The sequence below is a fragment of the Hanstruepera sp. CR43 genome (assembly GCF_055227665.1).
In genome coordinates this window covers 2127285-2144552 of sequence record NZ_CP200078.1, presented here as the reverse complement: position 1 = coordinate 2144552, position 17268 = coordinate 2127285, and the positions used below count along the sequence as shown (strand labels likewise).

Genomic DNA, 17268 nt, shown 5'->3' with positions numbered 1-17268 from the left:
AATTATATTTTATTTAATATTTCTGCTGCGCGTTCCAATGTTTCATTGGTTTTAGCAAAGCAAAAACGCAATACTTTGTCATCTTTTCCAGCCTCATTAAAAACCGACATGGGAATGGATGCCAAGCCATGTTCTATGGTTAAGCGCTTGGCAAATTCCACATCATGTTCATTGGTGATTTCTGAAAAACCCAACACCTGAAAATAAGTGCCTTGAGCGGGATTTATTTTAAACCGTGAATCTTTGATTAAACTCAAAAAATAATCGCGTTTTTCTTGATAAAAATCCGATAAGCCCATATAATGATCAGACTCTTTCAAATAATCCGCTAATCCTTTTTGCGCAGGATGATTTACAGAAAACACATTAAACTGATGCACCTTTTTAAATTCATCCATTAATTCTTTGGGTGCACAGCAATACCCTATTTTCCAACCTGTATTATGAAAGGTTTTTCCGAAGGATGCTACTACAAAACTGCGAGTTTTCAAATCTGGATATCTACAAGCGCTTTCGTGTCGTAATCCATCAAAAATAATATGTTCATAAACCTCATCACTTAACACCATAATATCTGTGTTTTGTGTCAATTCCTGAAGTCTGAACATATCAGTTTCTTTTAGTATGGTTCCACTAGGGTTATGCGGTGTGTTAATGATTATCAACTTCGTTTTATTTGAAATCGTTTTTTTAACCAAGTCCCAATCGACTTGATAGCCAGGTGCACTTAATTGAATAGGCTTTACAACACCGCCATAAAGCTCTACTGCAGGCTCATAACAGTCGTAAGCCGGTTTAAAAATAATGACCTCATCATCTTGTCTTACAAAAGTTGAGATGATTGTGAAAATAGCCTGCGTAGCTCCAGCTGTAACGGTAATCTCCGTTTCTGAATGATAACTGGAATTATATAAGTGCTCAAACTTTTTTGAAATAGCTTGGCGTAGCTCCAAACTGCCTGGCATGGGTGCATATTGATTATAGCCCGAATTCATGGCTTTGCTCACTAGGTCAATCAACTTCTGATCACTTTTAAAATTGGGAAATCCTTGTGATAGATTAATGGCATTATGTTTATTTGCCAGTGCACTCATCACGGTAAAAATAGTCGTCCCAACTTGTGGTAATTTTGAAATATGCCTCATAATTGTAAAGGTAATAACTTCTATAATACCAATTAATGACAAGAACTTTTTATCTTTGAAGGATTCAAAATTTTTATACCATGAAATTATTCAGATTACTATTACTTTTTATAACCCTTCAGGTTTCAGCTCAACAAGGTGGCATGTGGATTCCTTCACTTTTGGAAGGCATGAATGAAAATGAAATGCAAGCCTTAGGAAGCAAGCTAACCGCAAAAGATATTTATGATGTTAACAACTCTAGTTTAAAAGATGCTATTGGGCATTTTAATGGTGGTTGTACCAGTGAAGTGATTTCACCTAAAGGCCTGGTTTTAACAAATCATCACTGTGGTTTCAGTCAAATTCAATCACATTCTTCATTAGAAAATGATTACTTAAAAGATGGTTTTTGGGCTATGAGTTTGGAAGAAGAATTACCAAATGAAGGTTTATTCATAGAATTCATTGTACGTATTGAAGATGTTACCAATCAAGTATTGGCTGGTGTTACAGATACCATGACCGAAAAAGAAAAGCAATCAACCATTGATAAAAACAGTAACAGCTTGCAAGCTGAAGTTAAAAAAGAAGCATGGCAAGACACTAAAGTCAAGTCGTTTTACAAAGGCAATCAGTATTTCTTATTTGTAACTGAACGTTTTGAAGATGTTCGCTTGGTTGGCGCGCCACCAAGTAGTATTGGGAAGTTTGGTAGTGATACTGACAACTGGGTATTCCCTAGACATACAGGCGATTTTTCGATGTTTCGAATTTATGCTGATAAAGATAATAAACCTGCAAAGTACAGCGCAGATAATGTACCATACAAGCCCAAACACTATTTACCTGTTTCATTAGATGGTGTTGAAGAAGGCGATTTTACCATGGTATTTGGTTTTCCAGGTCGTACGGATGAGTACCTTCCTGCTGTAGCTATTGAACATATTACTAAAGACTATAACCCTAGTAACATTGCCATTCGAGAAGCGGCTTTAAAAGTGATTGATGCCCGAATGAAAGCCGATGATGAAGTACGTATTAAGTATGCATCCAAACAAGCACGTATTGCCAATGCCTGGAAAAAATGGATAGGTGAAAATTTAGGAATTGAAAAAAGTAATGCGGTTGCCGAACGTCAAGCATTTGAGGCTACGTTTACAAAAGCTTTAAAAGAAAAAGGACTGGAAAACAAGTATGGTCATATTTTACCAGAATTTGACAAACTTTATAAGGATTTTGCTGATGTCAATATTAAACGTCGAAATTTCATTGAGGTATTTTTAGTGACTAACGAATTGATGCAAATGACATTCAGAGCCTATCAAGTGGAGCAATCGTTGAAGCAGAGTTCAGATAATTTAGAAAAGAATCGTGATTACATAACCAACCTGTTGAAAGGCGTTCACAAGAATTATGATGTTAACGTGGATAAAGGTGTTTTTGAAGCCGTCATGCCATTATATAGTAAGAATAATGTGGATCCAACTATTTATGACAAAACAGCTTTTACAAATTTAGACAGCGCTTTAAAATTGTTTGATGGTTCGGCTGAAGACGTGATAAATAACTTAAATAATGATGCCGCCTATGTCTATGCTAAACCAATCATTGAGGAATTCTACACGAGTATTAATCCAGAATTCGAGCAAAAGAATGAGCCCATTACGGCTTTACAAACGGAATACATGACAGCACTTATGAAAGCGTTGCCAAATGCTCGTTATTTCCCAGATGCCAATAGCACCTTGCGTGTTACTTATGGCCAAGTGCGTGGATACCAACCAAGAGATGCGGTGTATTATCAACCAGTTAGTCATTTAGAAGGTGTCATTGAAAAATATGTGCCAGGTGATTATGAATTTGATGTGCCTCAAAAGCTGATTGATTTATATGAGGCTAAAGATTACGGACAATACGCTGATGCCAATGGCAAGGTGCCTGTTTGCTTTTTAGGAACCAATCATACCACAGGAGGAAATTCTGGTAGCCCTGCAATTGATGCGCATGGTAATTTGGTTGGATTGAATTTTGACCGTGTATGGGAAGGTACTATGAGTGATATGAATTACGATCCAGAAATTTGCCGAAACATTATGGTAGATTTACGTTATGTTCTATTCATTGTAGACAAGTATGCTGGTGCCAAACACCTGATTGAAGAAATGGATTTGGTCCATCCGAAAAAATAAATTAAATGAAAACAATTTAACTTGGAAGAACTGCATCGATATGCCAAAACCATTTTAAATTCGGTAAATTCAATCCCAAAAGGAGAATTTCAAATTAACAAGAGAGAAAATGTCTGGTCTATCGATGTAATTTCTAAATGGAATAAAAAATATATTTCAATAGAATTTAAATCAAGAAAATCGGATTTAGTTTTTGATTTTGATTCTTGCCATTTAAAGCCTGCATATTTTTTCACTTTTTTAACGAGATCTGATACTTTTAATTTTTATGGTAAGAAAAGTCAATATTCAGATGTTCTCTTATCAGGTCCAACCACTCAATATTTAATGGATAGTCGACACCCAAAGCTTGGCTTAAATGGAAAATATTTGATTTTTAGTGGTGGTGTAAGGAGGAATGATCATAGAAGCCTATCCAATTTATTTATATTATTGGATAAATTAATGTCAGAAATAGACTCCATTAAGCATTAAAAAAGTTATTCAACAATCTTAAATGATTCCATTATTTGAATAACCTCATTTAGATTGGCATTAAAGTCTTTTTCCAGCACCGAATAATGGATTATATAGTCTTGATTTTGGTAATTAAATAACAAATCCAAATTCATGAGTTTTTGTCCTTCTTGAATCGATTTGTGTTTAATGATATAATATTTCCCATAGAGTTCATGGACACTTTCATCATAAATCGGAGCAAACTCTGAACCATTATTTAATAAGACATAATGAGTATTTAAAGCCTCTTCAATACTCTTACTCCGATACGTGTTATCGTTATACGTAGAAACATATAGCCCATTTATATAATGCCCTTCTTTTAAGCTTGCTAATGACTTTGGTGAAAAAGTGAGAATATCATGAAATCCTTTATATCCACACCAACTATCTGGTGTTTTCAATTCAAAACCTTTTGAATTTAATATCGATTTAGTTTGGTTGTCACTTAAACAAACGTAATTTTTAATTTCTTTATAATTAACTTCTTGACTAAATCCGTAGCAAGTAAAAAGAACAAATAGGAGTTTAATTAATTGAGGCTTTTTAAAAATCATGTTTAGCTTTTTTCAAATTTAAAAATATCTAAACAATATGCAATTTCCTTAACAATTCCTGCTTATAGGTTCTGCCAATTGGTAAGCGGTTACTGTTCACATAAATTTCATTCCCAGCAATTTTATCGACAAACTTCCGGTTTATTATGTAGCTCTTGTGGGTTTGTATAAACTGATTGCTCGGTAATTTTTCGTTCCAGTTTTTCAGCGAATCAATATAGGACAGTTTTTGTTTGGTGGTAACAACAGTAATATAGTTTCTGTCAGATTCTATGTAGACCAATTCATCCAATACAATTTTATGAAGGGTTTTGTCAACATTTAAAAACAATACTTCAGATTCATCAGCAGTTGTTTTATTAGAAACCACTAATCTGTCTTTGGCTTTATTAATCCCTTTTATAAAACGGTCAAAGGAAAATGGTTTTACCAAATAATCTACAATAGTATCCAGTTCAAAACTGCTCACGGCATAATCTGGGTAAGCTGTTGTCATGATAATAGCTGGTGGATTTTTAACGGTTTTAATAAAATCAATCCCAGAAATATCCGGCAAGTTTATATCTAAAAAAATCACATCAACCGTTTCGCTTTTTAAAAAATTGTTGGCTTCAATAGCGGCTTTAAAAGTTGCTAATAATTCCATATCAGGCAACTTCTTCAAGAAATTCTTAAGAATGTTCTGTGCAGGTATTTCGTCTTCAATGATGATACAGGTCATACTAAATCCAGTTTTAAATACACTTTGTATTTACTATTCTGTGTAATGGTAAACTCAAAATGATCTTTATATAACAACTCCAAACGCTTTTCCAAGTTTTGAAGGCCTATTTTAAATTCAGCTAAATCATGATCTTTTTCTGTAAAATCATTTTCACAAACACACTCCAAAACACCCTTTTTTTCAACGATGGAGACCCTAATTTCACTGTTCAAGGAACTATGTTTAAAGGCATTTTCAATTATGGTAATTAGTAATAAAGGTGCTATTTGATGGTTTTCATTTTCAATGCTCTTGGCATAAACAATCGTATTCACACCTTCAGTTCGTAATTCTTGAAAGGTCATATAATTGTCAATAAACTGAATCTCCTTGTGCAATGGAATTTTTTTCGCATTACTCTCGTACAATACATGCTTTAAATTATCGGAAAGCCTTAAAATCAATTCTGGTGTTTCATTGGGTTTTTCCAAGGCATAGGAATAAATGGTATTCAGGTTATTGAACAACACATGCGGATTAATCTGCGATTTTAAAAACTTCAATTCCATTTCCAAATGTTCCTTTTTTATTTGCTCCACTTCTTCTTGCTTATCTATAAATCGGTATAACACCCAAACAAAAGAGAAGAAAATGAGTGGTACCAAGGTTTGCCATAAATAATCACTTAAGCATTTCATAATGGAGCAACCGCATTGGGCAAATTCATAACAATACAATTGCGTGGCCAGAAAGGAAATCAAGGCAATAACAAAAACATACCAGGCGTACATTTTCTTCTTGACAAAATAGGGTAGTAATATCAAATTGTTGACATAAACAATAACCACCAGTATGGATATGTATTGCAAAAAAGGGTTTTCTCGCCAGTAATAAGGTGAAAAAACAAATAATGATACCATGACAAACAAGATCCAAAACAGGATATGCACCAATATTTGAGAGCTATGCTTTTTTAAGGTATTCATATGGAAATGAAAAGTAAACAGAATTCTTTAGTTGGTCAAACATAATGTACAAAAGGCAGAAATAACGCAACAAACAACCATTGGTATTGTAAAATAAAACGTTTGTACACCTAAATGAGTTGAAAATACAAATTATTGGCAAGCAAGCCGTTAAGCTTCTATTTTTGATTAAAAATCATCAATCATGAAACGAATAGCACTAACTTTAGCCATCCTTTTTTGCTCCCAAATCACTTTTTCTCAAACTATTAATCAAACCGTTACTGACGACAAAGGCAAACCTAAATTATTAGGTAAAATTGACAAAAGCGGTCTGCAACAAGCGCCTTTTAACGCGTGGTTTGAAACTAATTATGATGACTACCTTGTCAACAAACAGGTGTTATCCAAACTTAAGGATTCGCTTAATCAATATACGATAAAAGTGTTTTTGGGTACCTGGTGTGGTGACAGCAAAAAAGAAGTCCCAAGGTTTTACCACATTCTGGATAAGGCTAAATTTACAGCCAGTCAATTAGAGGTCATTGCCGTAGACAACAAACCGGAAGCCTACAAACAAGCTCCGAACCATGAAGAAAAAGGTTTGAACATTCACAGGGTACCCACTTTTATTTTTTATAAAAATGGTCAGGAAGTAAACCGTATTGTAGAACACCCTATGGAAACTTTGGAACGCGATATGTTAACTATTGTTACTGACAATAAATACACACCAAACTATATGGCTGCCAATTATTTGAACTATTTACTATCCGAAAAGTCTATTGATAGTTTACAATTGGAACATGATATTTTAGTTCCCAGATTGGCCGAGTTTGTAAAAGGTAGTCGGGAGTTGAATACTTTGGGTTATGTGTATTTACGTGCCCAAGAATACGACAAAGCTTTGTATGTTTTTGATTTGAACACCCAAATTTTTCCTTATAAATACAATGTTTATGACAGCTTGGGTGAAGCCTATTTTGAAACCAAAAACTACGATATGGCACTAAAAAACTATTACAAGGTTTTAAGCCTAAAGCCAGATGATGACAATGCAAAAGAAATGATTGAGAAAATTAAGTCTCAAGTCGAATAGCTTCTCGATACAATTCAGACGACAAGCATCTGAACCACTCGAAGTGACAAAACCTAAAACTTGTCAGTTCGAGTGTTTGTTTGAAACGATAGTGAAAACAAATGTATCGAGAACATATTAAACAAAATAAAAAACGGTATTTTTAGTTATTAGATTAGCTAAACCATCCATTATGAAGGTCCTCTATTGCTCTTTATTTCTTCTTATAAATATTACTGGTTTTTCACAAGAGCCTCCAAAAGCTGTTGTTGAAGTCAACAAGATGAATGTGGTTTACCGAGGTGTGAGCAATCCATTAACATTAAGTATGCCTGGAACTGTTTCCTTTGAAGCATCAGCTCCAGGATTGGAAAAAATTGATGATTACGGAAATTATATCATGAGTCCAGGTTCTGGATTGACCGTTGATATTGAACTACGCGGCAAACTTCCAAATGGGGAGATTGTTACTTCTATAAAAACATTACGAATTAAAAATATTGGGAAGCCAATTGGAACTATTAATGGTCTTGGTCATGGTAGTCGTTATATAATTGAATTAACCAAAGAGCAGTTAAGAGATGGAAAAATTGGTGTAAAAATTGAAGATTTTACTTATGATTTGAATTTTGTTGTTTTAGGGTTTAAAATGAAATTTCCAGGTTTAGACATAGTCAAGGTCAATGGCTCCAATATGTCCGATGAAGCCAAAATATTAATTGATAAATTAAAAACTAACGATGAAGGATTCGTTTTTGATATAAAAACCGTTATTGAGGGAAATAGTCATTTTAGAATGAAAGCCCCTTCTCCTATTCAGATAAAAATTATGGAATAAATTAAAAGATTCCTGTCTTCACAGGAATTTTAAACAATCTCCATCTTCTTTAACAAGAAACTGGCATTCATATTCTGGCAAACGCCTTTTTTAAATTTATAGTCAAAAAAGAGTTCGTCATTAACAATTTGCGCATCAAAATAGTAGTTCTTGATAGGCTCTAATTGGTTTTCAATTTCGCATAGACTTAAATCATGCGTGGCAATAATACCCGTAGCATTTGAGGCCACCAGTTTCTCCACAAACTTTTTGGAGCCAATGGCTTTATCGGTTGAGTTGGTTCCTTTTAAAATTTCATCCAATACTATAAAGTAAGGCTCTTTGGCTATTTCGTCTACAATAAATTTCAAACGTGTTAATTCTGAAAAGAAATAGCTGCTATCATCAGTTAATGAATCGCTGGTGCGCATACTCGTTATTAATTTAATAGGATGGTACTGACTGGATTTGGCACAAACCGGTAAACCCACATTGGCCATAACAATGTGTAAGGAAACGGTTCGCAAAAACGTACTCTTACCAGCCATATTAGCGCCTGTTACAATAAAGAATTCTTGGTTGTCAATCTTTAGGTCACTATTAACCCGTTTGGTTTTATCCAATAATGGATGCCCCAATTCCGTTGCTGAAATCGTTTGTTTGGTATCAACTATTTCTGGAAACACATATTCTGGGTGATTAAATACATAATTACCCAAGGAGTTATAAGCATCGAAAAAGGAAACCACCTCAAACCATTTGGCAACAGTTTGCTGGTGCTTTGTAATCCATTGCTCTATTCTGTAACTATGCTTTAAATCGGTTAGAAAAAATCCATTCCCCAAAATAGCACCAATCATATTATTTCTATTATCCAACGCGTCCAAATGTCTTGAAAACTGTTTAAAAATAGTGGATGCCTTTTGGTGATGAGATTCTATTTGTTGTTGCTTTTCGAGCAGTAATTTTGAATTAAATGATTCCTGTTCAATACTATCCAACAACGTAGCGTATTGCTTGAACGTATCTTTAACCTTATCAGTATTGGAAGCGAGACTATTAATCATTTTCAGATATTTTCCAGTGATGGCAAAGCCCAACAAGAGCCAATAACCAACTAAATTAGGTGATATAACCTGGAACATCGAAAGTATAATTAAAATGATTGAAGCCAACCCAAAAGCCATAGGAAGCCAACGCATTATTTGTGGTAAAAATGGTTTATGGTTTTTTAACCAAGCAATAATATCACCTGCAGACGTTTCAACCTGAATCAAACTGGAAGCAGCCGAATAATGTTGTCGCCATGTTGGTTTTTGAGCCAGTTCTTTGATAGCCTCTTGTCTTTCCTCAATACCGTCAATAGTATTTGCTTTTAGGAGATTGGCTAACAGATGAGTCCCTTCAGGTATAGTTGTTCTATTGATGAATTGAAAAAAGGACCCTTTTCCAAATAAATCTATATCCAAGCTATAAAAATGCTTCGGATCTTGAAATGCATTCCCGTTGGGTCTGTGATGAAAGTCTCCAGAAGCTATAAGCAACTCCTCTTCATTGATAGTCACCAAAGCCTTATTTAAATCACGGTTGTATTTTACATTAGTGTATTTAGACAACAAAAACAAAAAAATACCAATCCCTAAAACAGCTACTATGGCCACTAAAACCCAATTAGGATAGGTGACGTAAATTCCAAGGATTGTCAACACAAAAACCAAAACACGCAACGTACTTAACCTAATAAGTTGTTTGTTTAAATCCTTGACAATTTTTTGGTAGTGGTTTAATTGTTCAGAATAAAAATCTTGCGGATTCTGCATAGAAGGTGTTCTTATATCTATAACTTCATAGCATCAATTTCCAAAAATAGTGAAAGTATGCTTTGAACCGCTAATTTATAAAATTCAGGATGGATATTCTCGTAATCGTCGGTTGGTCTGTGATAATCTTTATGGTCTTCAACTCCAAAATAAAGAAATGGAATACCTTTTCTAAAAAAAGATCCATGATCTGATGAAAAAGTCCAGTTTTGTTTCCCATCTTCTCCATCATGACCCATTAGAAACTCAAAATCATCTGAAGCATTCTGGTTTTGAATGACATTTTGAATAGCTTCATTATCTCGGGCACCAGTGATATATAATTCATTCTGGTCATTTCTACTCACCATGTCCAAATTCAGATTCAACTTAATGTTTCCAATTGGCACTATCGTATTATCCACATAGTAACGTGAACCCTGAAGCCCTAATTCTTCAGCGTCAAAAAAGGCTAAAATTACCGAGTGTTTTGGGGGATGTTTTTGAAAATATTCAGCAAAAGCGAGCAGCGCACTAACACCAGAGGCATCATCATCGGCACCATTATAAATCTGTCCATTCTTAATACCTTCATGATCATAGTGTGCACTGATGACAATATAGCTGTCTTTAGAATCGGTTCCTTCTATCTGACCTATAATATTAATGCCTTGATAATCTTTTTTACGTGATGAAAAGGAGAATGCCTGTTCATAATTAGCAACCAAGGGTTCAACCTTTCGTTTTTGAAGCTCCGAAACAATATAGTCTTTTGCTTTTAAGGCACCAGTAGTTCCCGTGCGTCTTCCTTCAAAAGTATCCGAAGACAATATTTTAACATGATGCAATAAAGAATCTGTATTAAATTGAAAGGTTATCGGAGTTGACGAAGGCGCTTCTTTTTTTTGGGCATTACATCCAGTCGCACTGCCTAAAATCAGTACCAGAAATAAGGTAATCCAGTTATTCATTTAAAGTATATTACTCAAGTAAAGAAACAAAAAATCCCAAGATAAAACTTGGGATTTTTATCTATTAATTTGTTAAAGTTTTACCCTTTTAAACTTGCCTTTAAATATTCACGATTCATACGCGCAATGTTCTCCAATGAAATACCTTTTGGACATTCCACCTCGCAAGCTCCAGTATTGGTACAGTTACCAAAACCTTCTTCGTCCATTTGTTTAACCATGTTCAATACACGATCTGTAGCCTCTACTTGACCTTGTGGTAACAAAGCAAATTGCGATACTTTAGCTCCCACAAATAACATAGCACTTGAGTTTTTACAACTTGCTACACAGGCTCCACAACCAATACAGGTTGCAGCAGCAAATGCATCATCAGCATCGTGTTTGTTGATTGGAATGGCGTTGGCATCGATCGTATTCCCAGACGTATTCACTGAAATAAATCCGCCGGCATGTTGAATACGGTCAAAAGCACTTCGGTCAACCACTAAATCCTTAATTACGGGAAAAGCCGCTGCTCTAAATGGTTCAATATAAATGGTATCGCCATCCTTGAACATACGCATGTGCAATTGACAGGTTGTAACACCTCTATCTGGACCATGGGCTTCACCGTTTATGTATAAAGAACACATTCCACAAATACCTTCACGGCAATCGTGATCAAATGCTACAGGCTCTTCACCTTTATTAATCAGTTGTTCGTTTAATACGTCTAACATTTCAAGGAAAGACATATCTGGTGATATATCACTAATAGGATAATCGACCATTTTACCTTTATCATTAGCGTTTTTTTGACGCCAAATTTTCAACGTTAAATTCATAGCTCTCCTTTTATTTATAACTTCTTTCTTTTACTTCAATGTTTTCGTAAACCAAATCTTCTTTGTGCAATACCGCATCTTTTGGCTCACCTTTATATTCCCAAGCAGCCACATATTGGAATTCTTTTCTTCGCTTGGCTTCACCTTCTTCAGTTTGGTATTCTTCTCTAAAATGACCTCCTGCCGATTCCTCTCTTAACAAGGCATCTTTAGCAAACAATTCGCCTAATTCCAAAAAGTCAGCAACTCGTAAGGCCTTGGCCAATTCCTCATTAAACTCATCATTGGTGCCTGGAACTTTTACATCTTTCCAGAATTCTGCACGCAATTCGGCTATTTCGGTAATCGCCTCTTTTAAGCCTTGTTCATTTCTAGCCATACCACATTTGTTCCACATAATTTTTCCTAATTTCTTGTGGAAATGATCTACAGAATGCGTTCCATTATTGTTGATGAGATGTTCGATGTTCTCACGGACACTTTTCTCGGCTTCATCAAATGCTGGAGAATCAGTAGAAATTGGTCCTGTACGGATATCATGTGCTAAATAATCACCAATAGTGTAAGGCAGCACAAAATAACCATCAGCTAAACCTTGCATCAATGCTGAAGCCCCTAATCGGTTTGCACCATGATCGGAGAAGTTGGCTTCACCAATACAATATAGTCCAGGTACTGTGGTTTGTAAGTTGTAATCTACCCAAATACCACCCATGGTATAATGAACGGCTGGATAAATCATCATAGGTGTTTCGTATGGATTTTGGTCAACAATTTTTTCATACATCTGGAATAAGTTTCCATACTTGGTACGAACAACGTCCTGACCTAACTGTTTTACTAAAGCTGCATCATTTTCATCAAGTCCCTTAATGTGTGCCTGCTCCTTTCCATAACGTTTAATAGCCGAAGCAAAATCTAAATACACAGCTTCACCTGTTGCATTCACACCATAACCAGCATCACAACGTTCTTTGGCTGCACGTGATGCCACGTCACGAGGCACCAAGTTACCAAAGGCTGGATAACGACGCTCTAAGTAATAATCTCTATCTTCTTCCGCTAAATCTGTTGGTTTTAATTTACCTGCACGAATAGCTTCAACATCTTTCATGTGTTTTGGCACCCAAATACGACCATCATTACGCAATGATTCAGACATCAAGGTCAATTTGGATTGATGGTCACCTGAAACCGGAATACAAGTTGGGTGAATTTGCGTGTAACAAGGATTAGCAAAATAAGCACCACGCTTATGAGCTTTCCAAGCAGCTGTTACGTTACTTCCCATAGCATTGGTTGACAAAAAGAATACGTTTCCATATCCTCCAGTTCCCAAAACCACAGCATGAGCCGAATGTCTTTCAATTTCACCTGTCACTAGATTTCTAGCTATAATACCACGAGCTTTACCATCTACAACAACTACATCTAACATTTCGTGACGATTATACATTTTTACCTTACCACGACCAATTTGACGATTCAAAGCAGAATAAGCTCCCAGCAATAGTTGCTGACCTGTTTGCCCAGCTGCATAAAACGTACGAGATACTAACACGCCACCAAACGAGCGATTATCTAATAATCCACCATACTCACGAGCAAAAGGAACACCTTGAGCCACACATTGATCGATGATGTTGGCTGAAACTTCTGCCAAGCGATACACGTTAGCCTCTCGTGAACGGTAGTCACCACCTTTTACAGTGTCATAAAATAAACGATATGTTGAATCGCCATCACCTTGATAATTCTTTGCGGCATTGATTCCACCTTGTGCTGCAATGGAGTGCGCACGTCGCGGTGAATCTTGGAAGCAAAAAGCTTTTACGTTATAGCCTAATTCAGCTAAAGTCGCAGCTGCAGAACCTCCTGCCAAACCTGTACCAACCACAATAACATCAATAAGACGCTTGTTGGCTGGGTTTACCAGATTAATATTGTTTTTATGATTAGTCCACTTATCAGCAAGTGGTCCTTTTGGTATTTTAGAATCTAAAGCCATATTTAGATGAATTTTTAGTGATTAAAATGATGGAACAACGCAATAAAGATGAACCCTAAAGGGATGATTATTGCATACGCTTTTCCAAAACCTTTTAAACCTTGAGTATATTTATTGTTAGCTCCAACCGATTGGAAAGCCGACATAAATCCATGTAACAGATGTAGTGCCAAAAACACAAAACCTAGACAGTATAATGCTACACGCCAAATAGGCACAAATTTATGAGTCAATTCTTCATAATATCTGTAGCCTTCTCCGTCAGCTAATAGCCCAGACATATCACCTTGAATATACTTGGTATTAATCTCTGGAATCCAAAAATCAATAAAGTGAATCACCAGAAAAATCAGAATGAATAATCCGCTGTAGATCATGTTTCGGCTCATCCAAGTTGAGTTAGCACCGCCATTATTTTTGGCATAACTGATATTTCTAGCTTTCTTGTTTCTGATTTCAAGTATGAATCCCATAATAAAATGAAAAATAACACCGAAAATCAATACTGGTTGCATGATATATTGTATCAACCAATTAGTCCCCATAAAATGGGAAACCTCATTGAAAGAATCAGGATTAATGACTGATAAAGAGTTGATAACAAAATGTTGCAATAAAAAAATCATTAGGAAGAATGCCGAAAGTGCCATGGCAAATTTTCTTCCAATCGAAGAATTCAAAATTCCGCTCATTGTTGAAGTTTATTTTTATCCCAACAAAGATACGCCACAAATCATATCTAGACAAAAGCCTTCAACTTAAATTACATATTTAGAATGATTTTAAACAGACATGGTGACGGTTTGAGAAATCTGCTCAATTATTTTACTTCCAGTGTTGCTTTTTCACCATTCAGTTCAATTGTGTAACTACCTTTTGGTAAATAATATTTATCATTTTGGGCCTTTGGAATATCCAGTTCTTTGTTTTCTTTCATCAAAGCTTTTCTTCCTTTGTCGGAAATCGTTAAATCATATTCCAAATAATTAAAGCCTTTATCCAAATTCGCTTGAATTTGATTTAACTCAATCCCGCTTTCTGATAGGATTTTAATCGTTTGACTCCCAGTTTTGTCAACAAATAATTTGATCTCCACCGATGGTTCAAAAGGATCAAAAAATTGACTCCAGGAACTACCCCAACGAGACGAATGTCTGATCTCATCAATCTTGAATATCTTTATGGATTCAGTGATCATTCCGTCTTGTAATGGTTCAATATTTGCTGTATAAATGCTCCTTCCGTGCGTTCCTAATAGCAAGTCGTTAGCTTCAGGGTGAATGACCATATCGTGAATAGCCACACTAGGCAATCCATTTGAGAAAGCTTCCCAAGATTCTCCTTTATTGAACGATACATAAGCTCCATTATCTCTACCCACATACAGAACATTTTCATTTTTCGGATCTTCTTTTATCACATTGACAGGTGATGCAGGGACATTAGAAGCGATACTTTTCCAAGTTTGACCGTAATCTTCAGAAACATAAATGTAGGTTTTGAAATCATCCCAACGGTAGCCATTCAAAGTTACATATACACGCTCCTTTTTATGTTGCGAAGCTATCACACGACTAACCCATAAATCTTTGGGAAAGGTGTCTGAAATTTTAGTCCAACTGCCACCACCATTTTTGGTTACATGAACATAGCCATCATCACTTCCAACATAAATTAATCCAAACTGAAAAGGAGATTCACTGATGCCTGTTAAGGTGCCATAGGCTACATTTCCTTTTTTTCCTCCTGTTGTCAAATCTGGACTTATGGCTTGCCAATCTTTTCCTTGATTCATAGAGCGCATTAATTTATTACCTCCCAAATACAATATATCCTGATTGTGAGGTGACAATAAAATGGGCGTTTGCCAATTGAATCGGTATGGACTTTCACCTAATTCATGCTTCGGTTGAATATAAGTTTGTTCATCTGTTTCACGGTTTATACGAAAGTAATTTCCAAATTGATAACCTGTGTAAACTATATTATGGTTTCTGCTATCGATTTGAATTTGCATGCCATCACCTCCCATAATGCTTTTCCAAGGATTTTCGCCGCTTTGTTGCCAACTTTTATCATTTGAAGCTCGGTGAGAGCCAACCCAAACACCGTTATCCTGTAAGCCTCCATAAATATGATACGGTTTTTGATTATCAACATTAATCGCGTAAAACTGCCCAACAGAATTAACATTGAGCTTTTCCCAATTCTCACCATCATCATAACTCATATTTAAACCACCATCATTACCATCAATTAAATGACCTGACCGATTGGGGTTGACCCAAAGGGCTTGATGATCCGCATGCACATTTTCAGCACTAATGGAGGTAAATGTTTTACCACCATCTTTGGATTTTATTATTGGGACTCCCAAAACGTAAATGGCATCGGCATCTTTAACATCTACCCTAATTTCTCCAAAATAATAGCCATAGCTAAAGTACACCCCATCCAAATAATTGTCATGTGTTTTATTCCATGTTTTACCACCATCAGTACTTTTATATACTTCCGCACCAATGACTGGTGTATCAAACAACATCGCATTGGCATCCTCTAAATAGGTTGCCAAATCCATGGGTTTGACATTACCACTTCGAACCATTTGTTTGACATTTTCGGCACGATACTTTTCTTGAAAGTTATTGGTCTTTAAAAAATTGTTGAGTTTTTTATCCTCCAATTTTAAAAAAGCATCAACGCTCATAGTTTTAAAATCCTCTTTTTTCAGTCCACGTGATTCCTCTTTGGAATCGTCTTTAGGTCTATTAAACTGGTTGTCGTGCAAGGCATAAACGATATTTTCGTCAAAAACTGCTAATCCTATTCTACCCACACCTTCACCAATAGGGAAACCGCTTTTTTTAGTTGATATTTTTTCCCAGGTATTTCCTGCATCGATGCTTTTATAAATTGCAGATCCATTCCCATTTCCTGTAAAATTCCAGGCTTTTCTATCTCGTGTCCAAGCTGCAGCAAATAGTGTATTAAAATTATTCGGTGCTTGTTGCACATCAATAATGCCTGTTTCTGAATTTATAAACAAGGTTCTATTCCAAGTTTTTCCTCCATCAACAGTTTTAAAAATGCCTCGTTCATCATTTGGGGAATACAAGTGACCGGTAACACCAACAACAACCTCATCTGAATTCTTGGGATTTATTAAAATGCGTCCAATATGATGCGAATCCTTCAAACCCATATTTTCCCAAGACTTACCATTGTCAACCGATTTTAAAATACCAATGCCTGCATAGCTGGAACGTGATGAATTGTTCTCTCCAGTTCCAACCCAAATGGTTCGATTGTTCCAATCAACAGCAATATCTCCAACATTTTGAGTGTTGGAAGAATCTAAAATTGGCTTAAATGATGAACCATTATTCGTAGTATGCCATACACCACCTGAAGCATAACCCACATAAAATTCTGTTGGGTCATTAGGATTGACATCAATATCAACCACACGACCACTCATGACCGTTGGACCGACATTTTTAAAAGGGATATTTTTAACCAAAGAATTGCCTTGGTTCTCTTGTTTTTTCAAAAGAGCATTTTCAACCATATCGGCTGAAGTTGCTGGTTGTTGGCTAATAACAGAAAAGGAAATTAAGGTGAATAGACTGAAAAGAAATCTAGATTTCATGGATTGTTGGTTAGAATTTATTTTGAAAAATAACTATTACAGCAACAGCATCAAAATTTGTTGTTAAAGTTTAACAA

14 protein-coding genes are annotated in these 17268 nt (G+C 35.6%); 4 read left to right on the top strand and 10 right to left on the bottom strand.

Translation table 11 applies throughout. The features are described 5' to 3' along the window. Window positions 1-2 precede the first annotated feature (2 nt). Window positions 3-1145 (bottom strand): methionine aminotransferase, encoded by a 1143-nt coding sequence (locus ACKXGU_RS09790; RefSeq protein ID WP_463465142.1) that lies wholly within the window; start codon window positions 1143-1145, stop codon window positions 3-5. Window positions 1146-1225: 80 nt separating this feature from the next. Between ACKXGU_RS09790 and ACKXGU_RS09785 the strand changes: the two genes are divergently transcribed. Next, a complete protein-coding gene (locus tag ACKXGU_RS09785) occupies window positions 1226-3316 on the top strand; it encodes a S46 family peptidase (RefSeq protein ID WP_463465141.1) in 2091 nt (696 codons plus the stop codon). Between the two features lie 21 nt (window positions 3317-3337). Then, window positions 3338-3790, top strand: a complete 453-nt coding sequence (locus tag ACKXGU_RS09780; RefSeq protein ID WP_463465140.1) for a hypothetical protein — start codon at window positions 3338-3340, stop codon at window positions 3788-3790. Window positions 3791-3795: 5 nt separating this feature from the next. Here the strand turns inward: ACKXGU_RS09780 and ACKXGU_RS09775 are convergent, their stop codons facing one another. From ACKXGU_RS09775 to ACKXGU_RS09765, 3 genes are read right to left on the bottom strand one after another with little or no spacing between them, the layout of a single operon-like run. Continuing rightward, the gene (locus ACKXGU_RS09775; protein WP_463465139.1) at window positions 3796-4371 is read right to left on the bottom strand and encodes a hypothetical protein; all 576 of its coding nucleotides are present in this window, start codon (window positions 4369-4371) and stop codon (window positions 3796-3798) included. Between the two features lie 28 nt (window positions 4372-4399). Continuing rightward, window positions 4400-5092, bottom strand: a complete 693-nt coding sequence (locus ACKXGU_RS09770) for a LytR/AlgR family response regulator transcription factor (RefSeq protein WP_463465138.1) — start codon at window positions 5090-5092, stop codon at window positions 4400-4402. Then, on the bottom strand, window positions 5089-5994 hold the full coding sequence (locus ACKXGU_RS09765; protein WP_463465137.1) for a sensor histidine kinase: 906 nt from the start codon (window positions 5992-5994) through the stop codon (window positions 5089-5091). Before ACKXGU_RS09765 ends, ACKXGU_RS09770 begins: the two co-directional genes overlap by 4 nt. A gap of 250 nt (window positions 5995-6244) precedes the next feature. On the opposite strand from ACKXGU_RS09765, the gene ACKXGU_RS09760 reads away from it, so the two are divergent. Both ACKXGU_RS09760 and ACKXGU_RS09755 read left to right on the top strand, forming a co-directional pair. Beyond that, complete coding sequence (locus ACKXGU_RS09760; RefSeq protein ID WP_463465136.1) at window positions 6245-7138, top strand: thioredoxin domain-containing protein; 894 nt, start codon at window positions 6245-6247, stop codon at window positions 7136-7138. Between the two features lie 172 nt (window positions 7139-7310). Beyond that, entirely contained in the window at window positions 7311-7955 is a 645-nt protein-coding gene (locus tag ACKXGU_RS09755) for a GldM family protein (RefSeq protein ID WP_463465135.1), read from the top strand. Between the two features lie 29 nt (window positions 7956-7984). On the opposite strand, the gene ACKXGU_RS09750 is transcribed toward ACKXGU_RS09755, so the two are convergent. From ACKXGU_RS09750 to ACKXGU_RS09725, 6 genes are all read right to left on the bottom strand, one after another. Then, window positions 7985-9754, bottom strand: coding sequence for a MutS-related protein (locus tag ACKXGU_RS09750; protein ID WP_463465134.1), 1770 nt, complete (start codon window positions 9752-9754; stop codon window positions 7985-7987). 17 nt (window positions 9755-9771) lie between these two features. Further along, complete coding sequence (locus ACKXGU_RS09745) at window positions 9772-10704, bottom strand: M28 family peptidase (protein ID WP_463465133.1); 933 nt, start codon at window positions 10702-10704, stop codon at window positions 9772-9774. Between the two features lie 80 nt (window positions 10705-10784). Then, on the bottom strand, window positions 10785-11531 hold the full coding sequence (locus tag ACKXGU_RS09740; RefSeq protein ID WP_463465132.1) for a succinate dehydrogenase/fumarate reductase iron-sulfur subunit: 747 nt from the start codon (window positions 11529-11531) through the stop codon (window positions 10785-10787). Between the two features lie 10 nt (window positions 11532-11541). After that, entirely contained in the window at window positions 11542-13539 is a 1998-nt protein-coding gene (locus tag ACKXGU_RS09735) for a fumarate reductase/succinate dehydrogenase flavoprotein subunit (RefSeq protein WP_463465131.1), read from the bottom strand. 14 nt (window positions 13540-13553) lie between these two features. Then, on the bottom strand, window positions 13554-14231 hold the full coding sequence (locus ACKXGU_RS09730) for a succinate dehydrogenase cytochrome b subunit (RefSeq protein ID WP_463465130.1): 678 nt from the start codon (window positions 14229-14231) through the stop codon (window positions 13554-13556). 128 nt (window positions 14232-14359) lie between these two features. Next, on the bottom strand, window positions 14360-17191 hold the full coding sequence (locus ACKXGU_RS09725) for a VPS10 domain-containing protein (RefSeq protein WP_463465129.1): 2832 nt from the start codon (window positions 17189-17191) through the stop codon (window positions 14360-14362). Window positions 17192-17268: the final 77 nt, after the last annotated feature.

Bases quoted from the DNA above. Each gene is read 5' to 3' on its own strand.
- ACKXGU_RS09750 (WP_463465134.1), bottom strand. From the start codon at position 9,754: ATGCAGAATCCGCAAGATTTTTATTCTGAACAATTAAACCACTACCAA.
- ACKXGU_RS09760 (WP_463465136.1), top strand. From the start codon at position 6,245: ATGAAACGAATAGCACTAACTTTAGCCATCCTTTTTTGCTCCCAAATC.
- ACKXGU_RS09790 (WP_463465142.1), bottom strand. From the start codon at position 1,145: ATGAGGCATATTTCAAAATTACCACAAGTTGGGACGACTATTTTTACC.
- ACKXGU_RS09770 (WP_463465138.1), bottom strand. From the start codon at position 5,092: ATGACCTGTATCATCATTGAAGACGAAATACCTGCACAGAACATTCTT.
- ACKXGU_RS09740 (WP_463465132.1), bottom strand. From the start codon at position 11,531: ATGAATTTAACGTTGAAAATTTGGCGTCAAAAAAACGCTAATGATAAA.
- ACKXGU_RS09730 (WP_463465130.1), bottom strand. From the start codon at position 14,231: ATGAGCGGAATTTTGAATTCTTCGATTGGAAGAAAATTTGCCATGGCA.
- ACKXGU_RS09755 (WP_463465135.1), top strand. From the start codon at position 7,311: ATGAAGGTCCTCTATTGCTCTTTATTTCTTCTTATAAATATTACTGGT.
- ACKXGU_RS09765 (WP_463465137.1), bottom strand. From the start codon at position 5,994: ATGGTATCATTATTTGTTTTTTCACCTTATTACTGGCGAGAAAACCCT.
- ACKXGU_RS09735 (WP_463465131.1), bottom strand. From the start codon at position 13,539: ATGGCTTTAGATTCTAAAATACCAAAAGGACCACTTGCTGATAAGTGG.
- ACKXGU_RS09745 (WP_463465133.1), bottom strand. From the start codon at position 10,704: ATGAATAACTGGATTACCTTATTTCTGGTACTGATTTTAGGCAGTGCG.
- ACKXGU_RS09785 (WP_463465141.1), top strand. From the start codon at position 1,226: ATGAAATTATTCAGATTACTATTACTTTTTATAACCCTTCAGGTTTCA.
- ACKXGU_RS09725 (WP_463465129.1), bottom strand. From the start codon at position 17,191: ATGAAATCTAGATTTCTTTTCAGTCTATTCACCTTAATTTCCTTTTCT.
- ACKXGU_RS09775 (WP_463465139.1), bottom strand. From the start codon at position 4,371: ATGATTTTTAAAAAGCCTCAATTAATTAAACTCCTATTTGTTCTTTTT.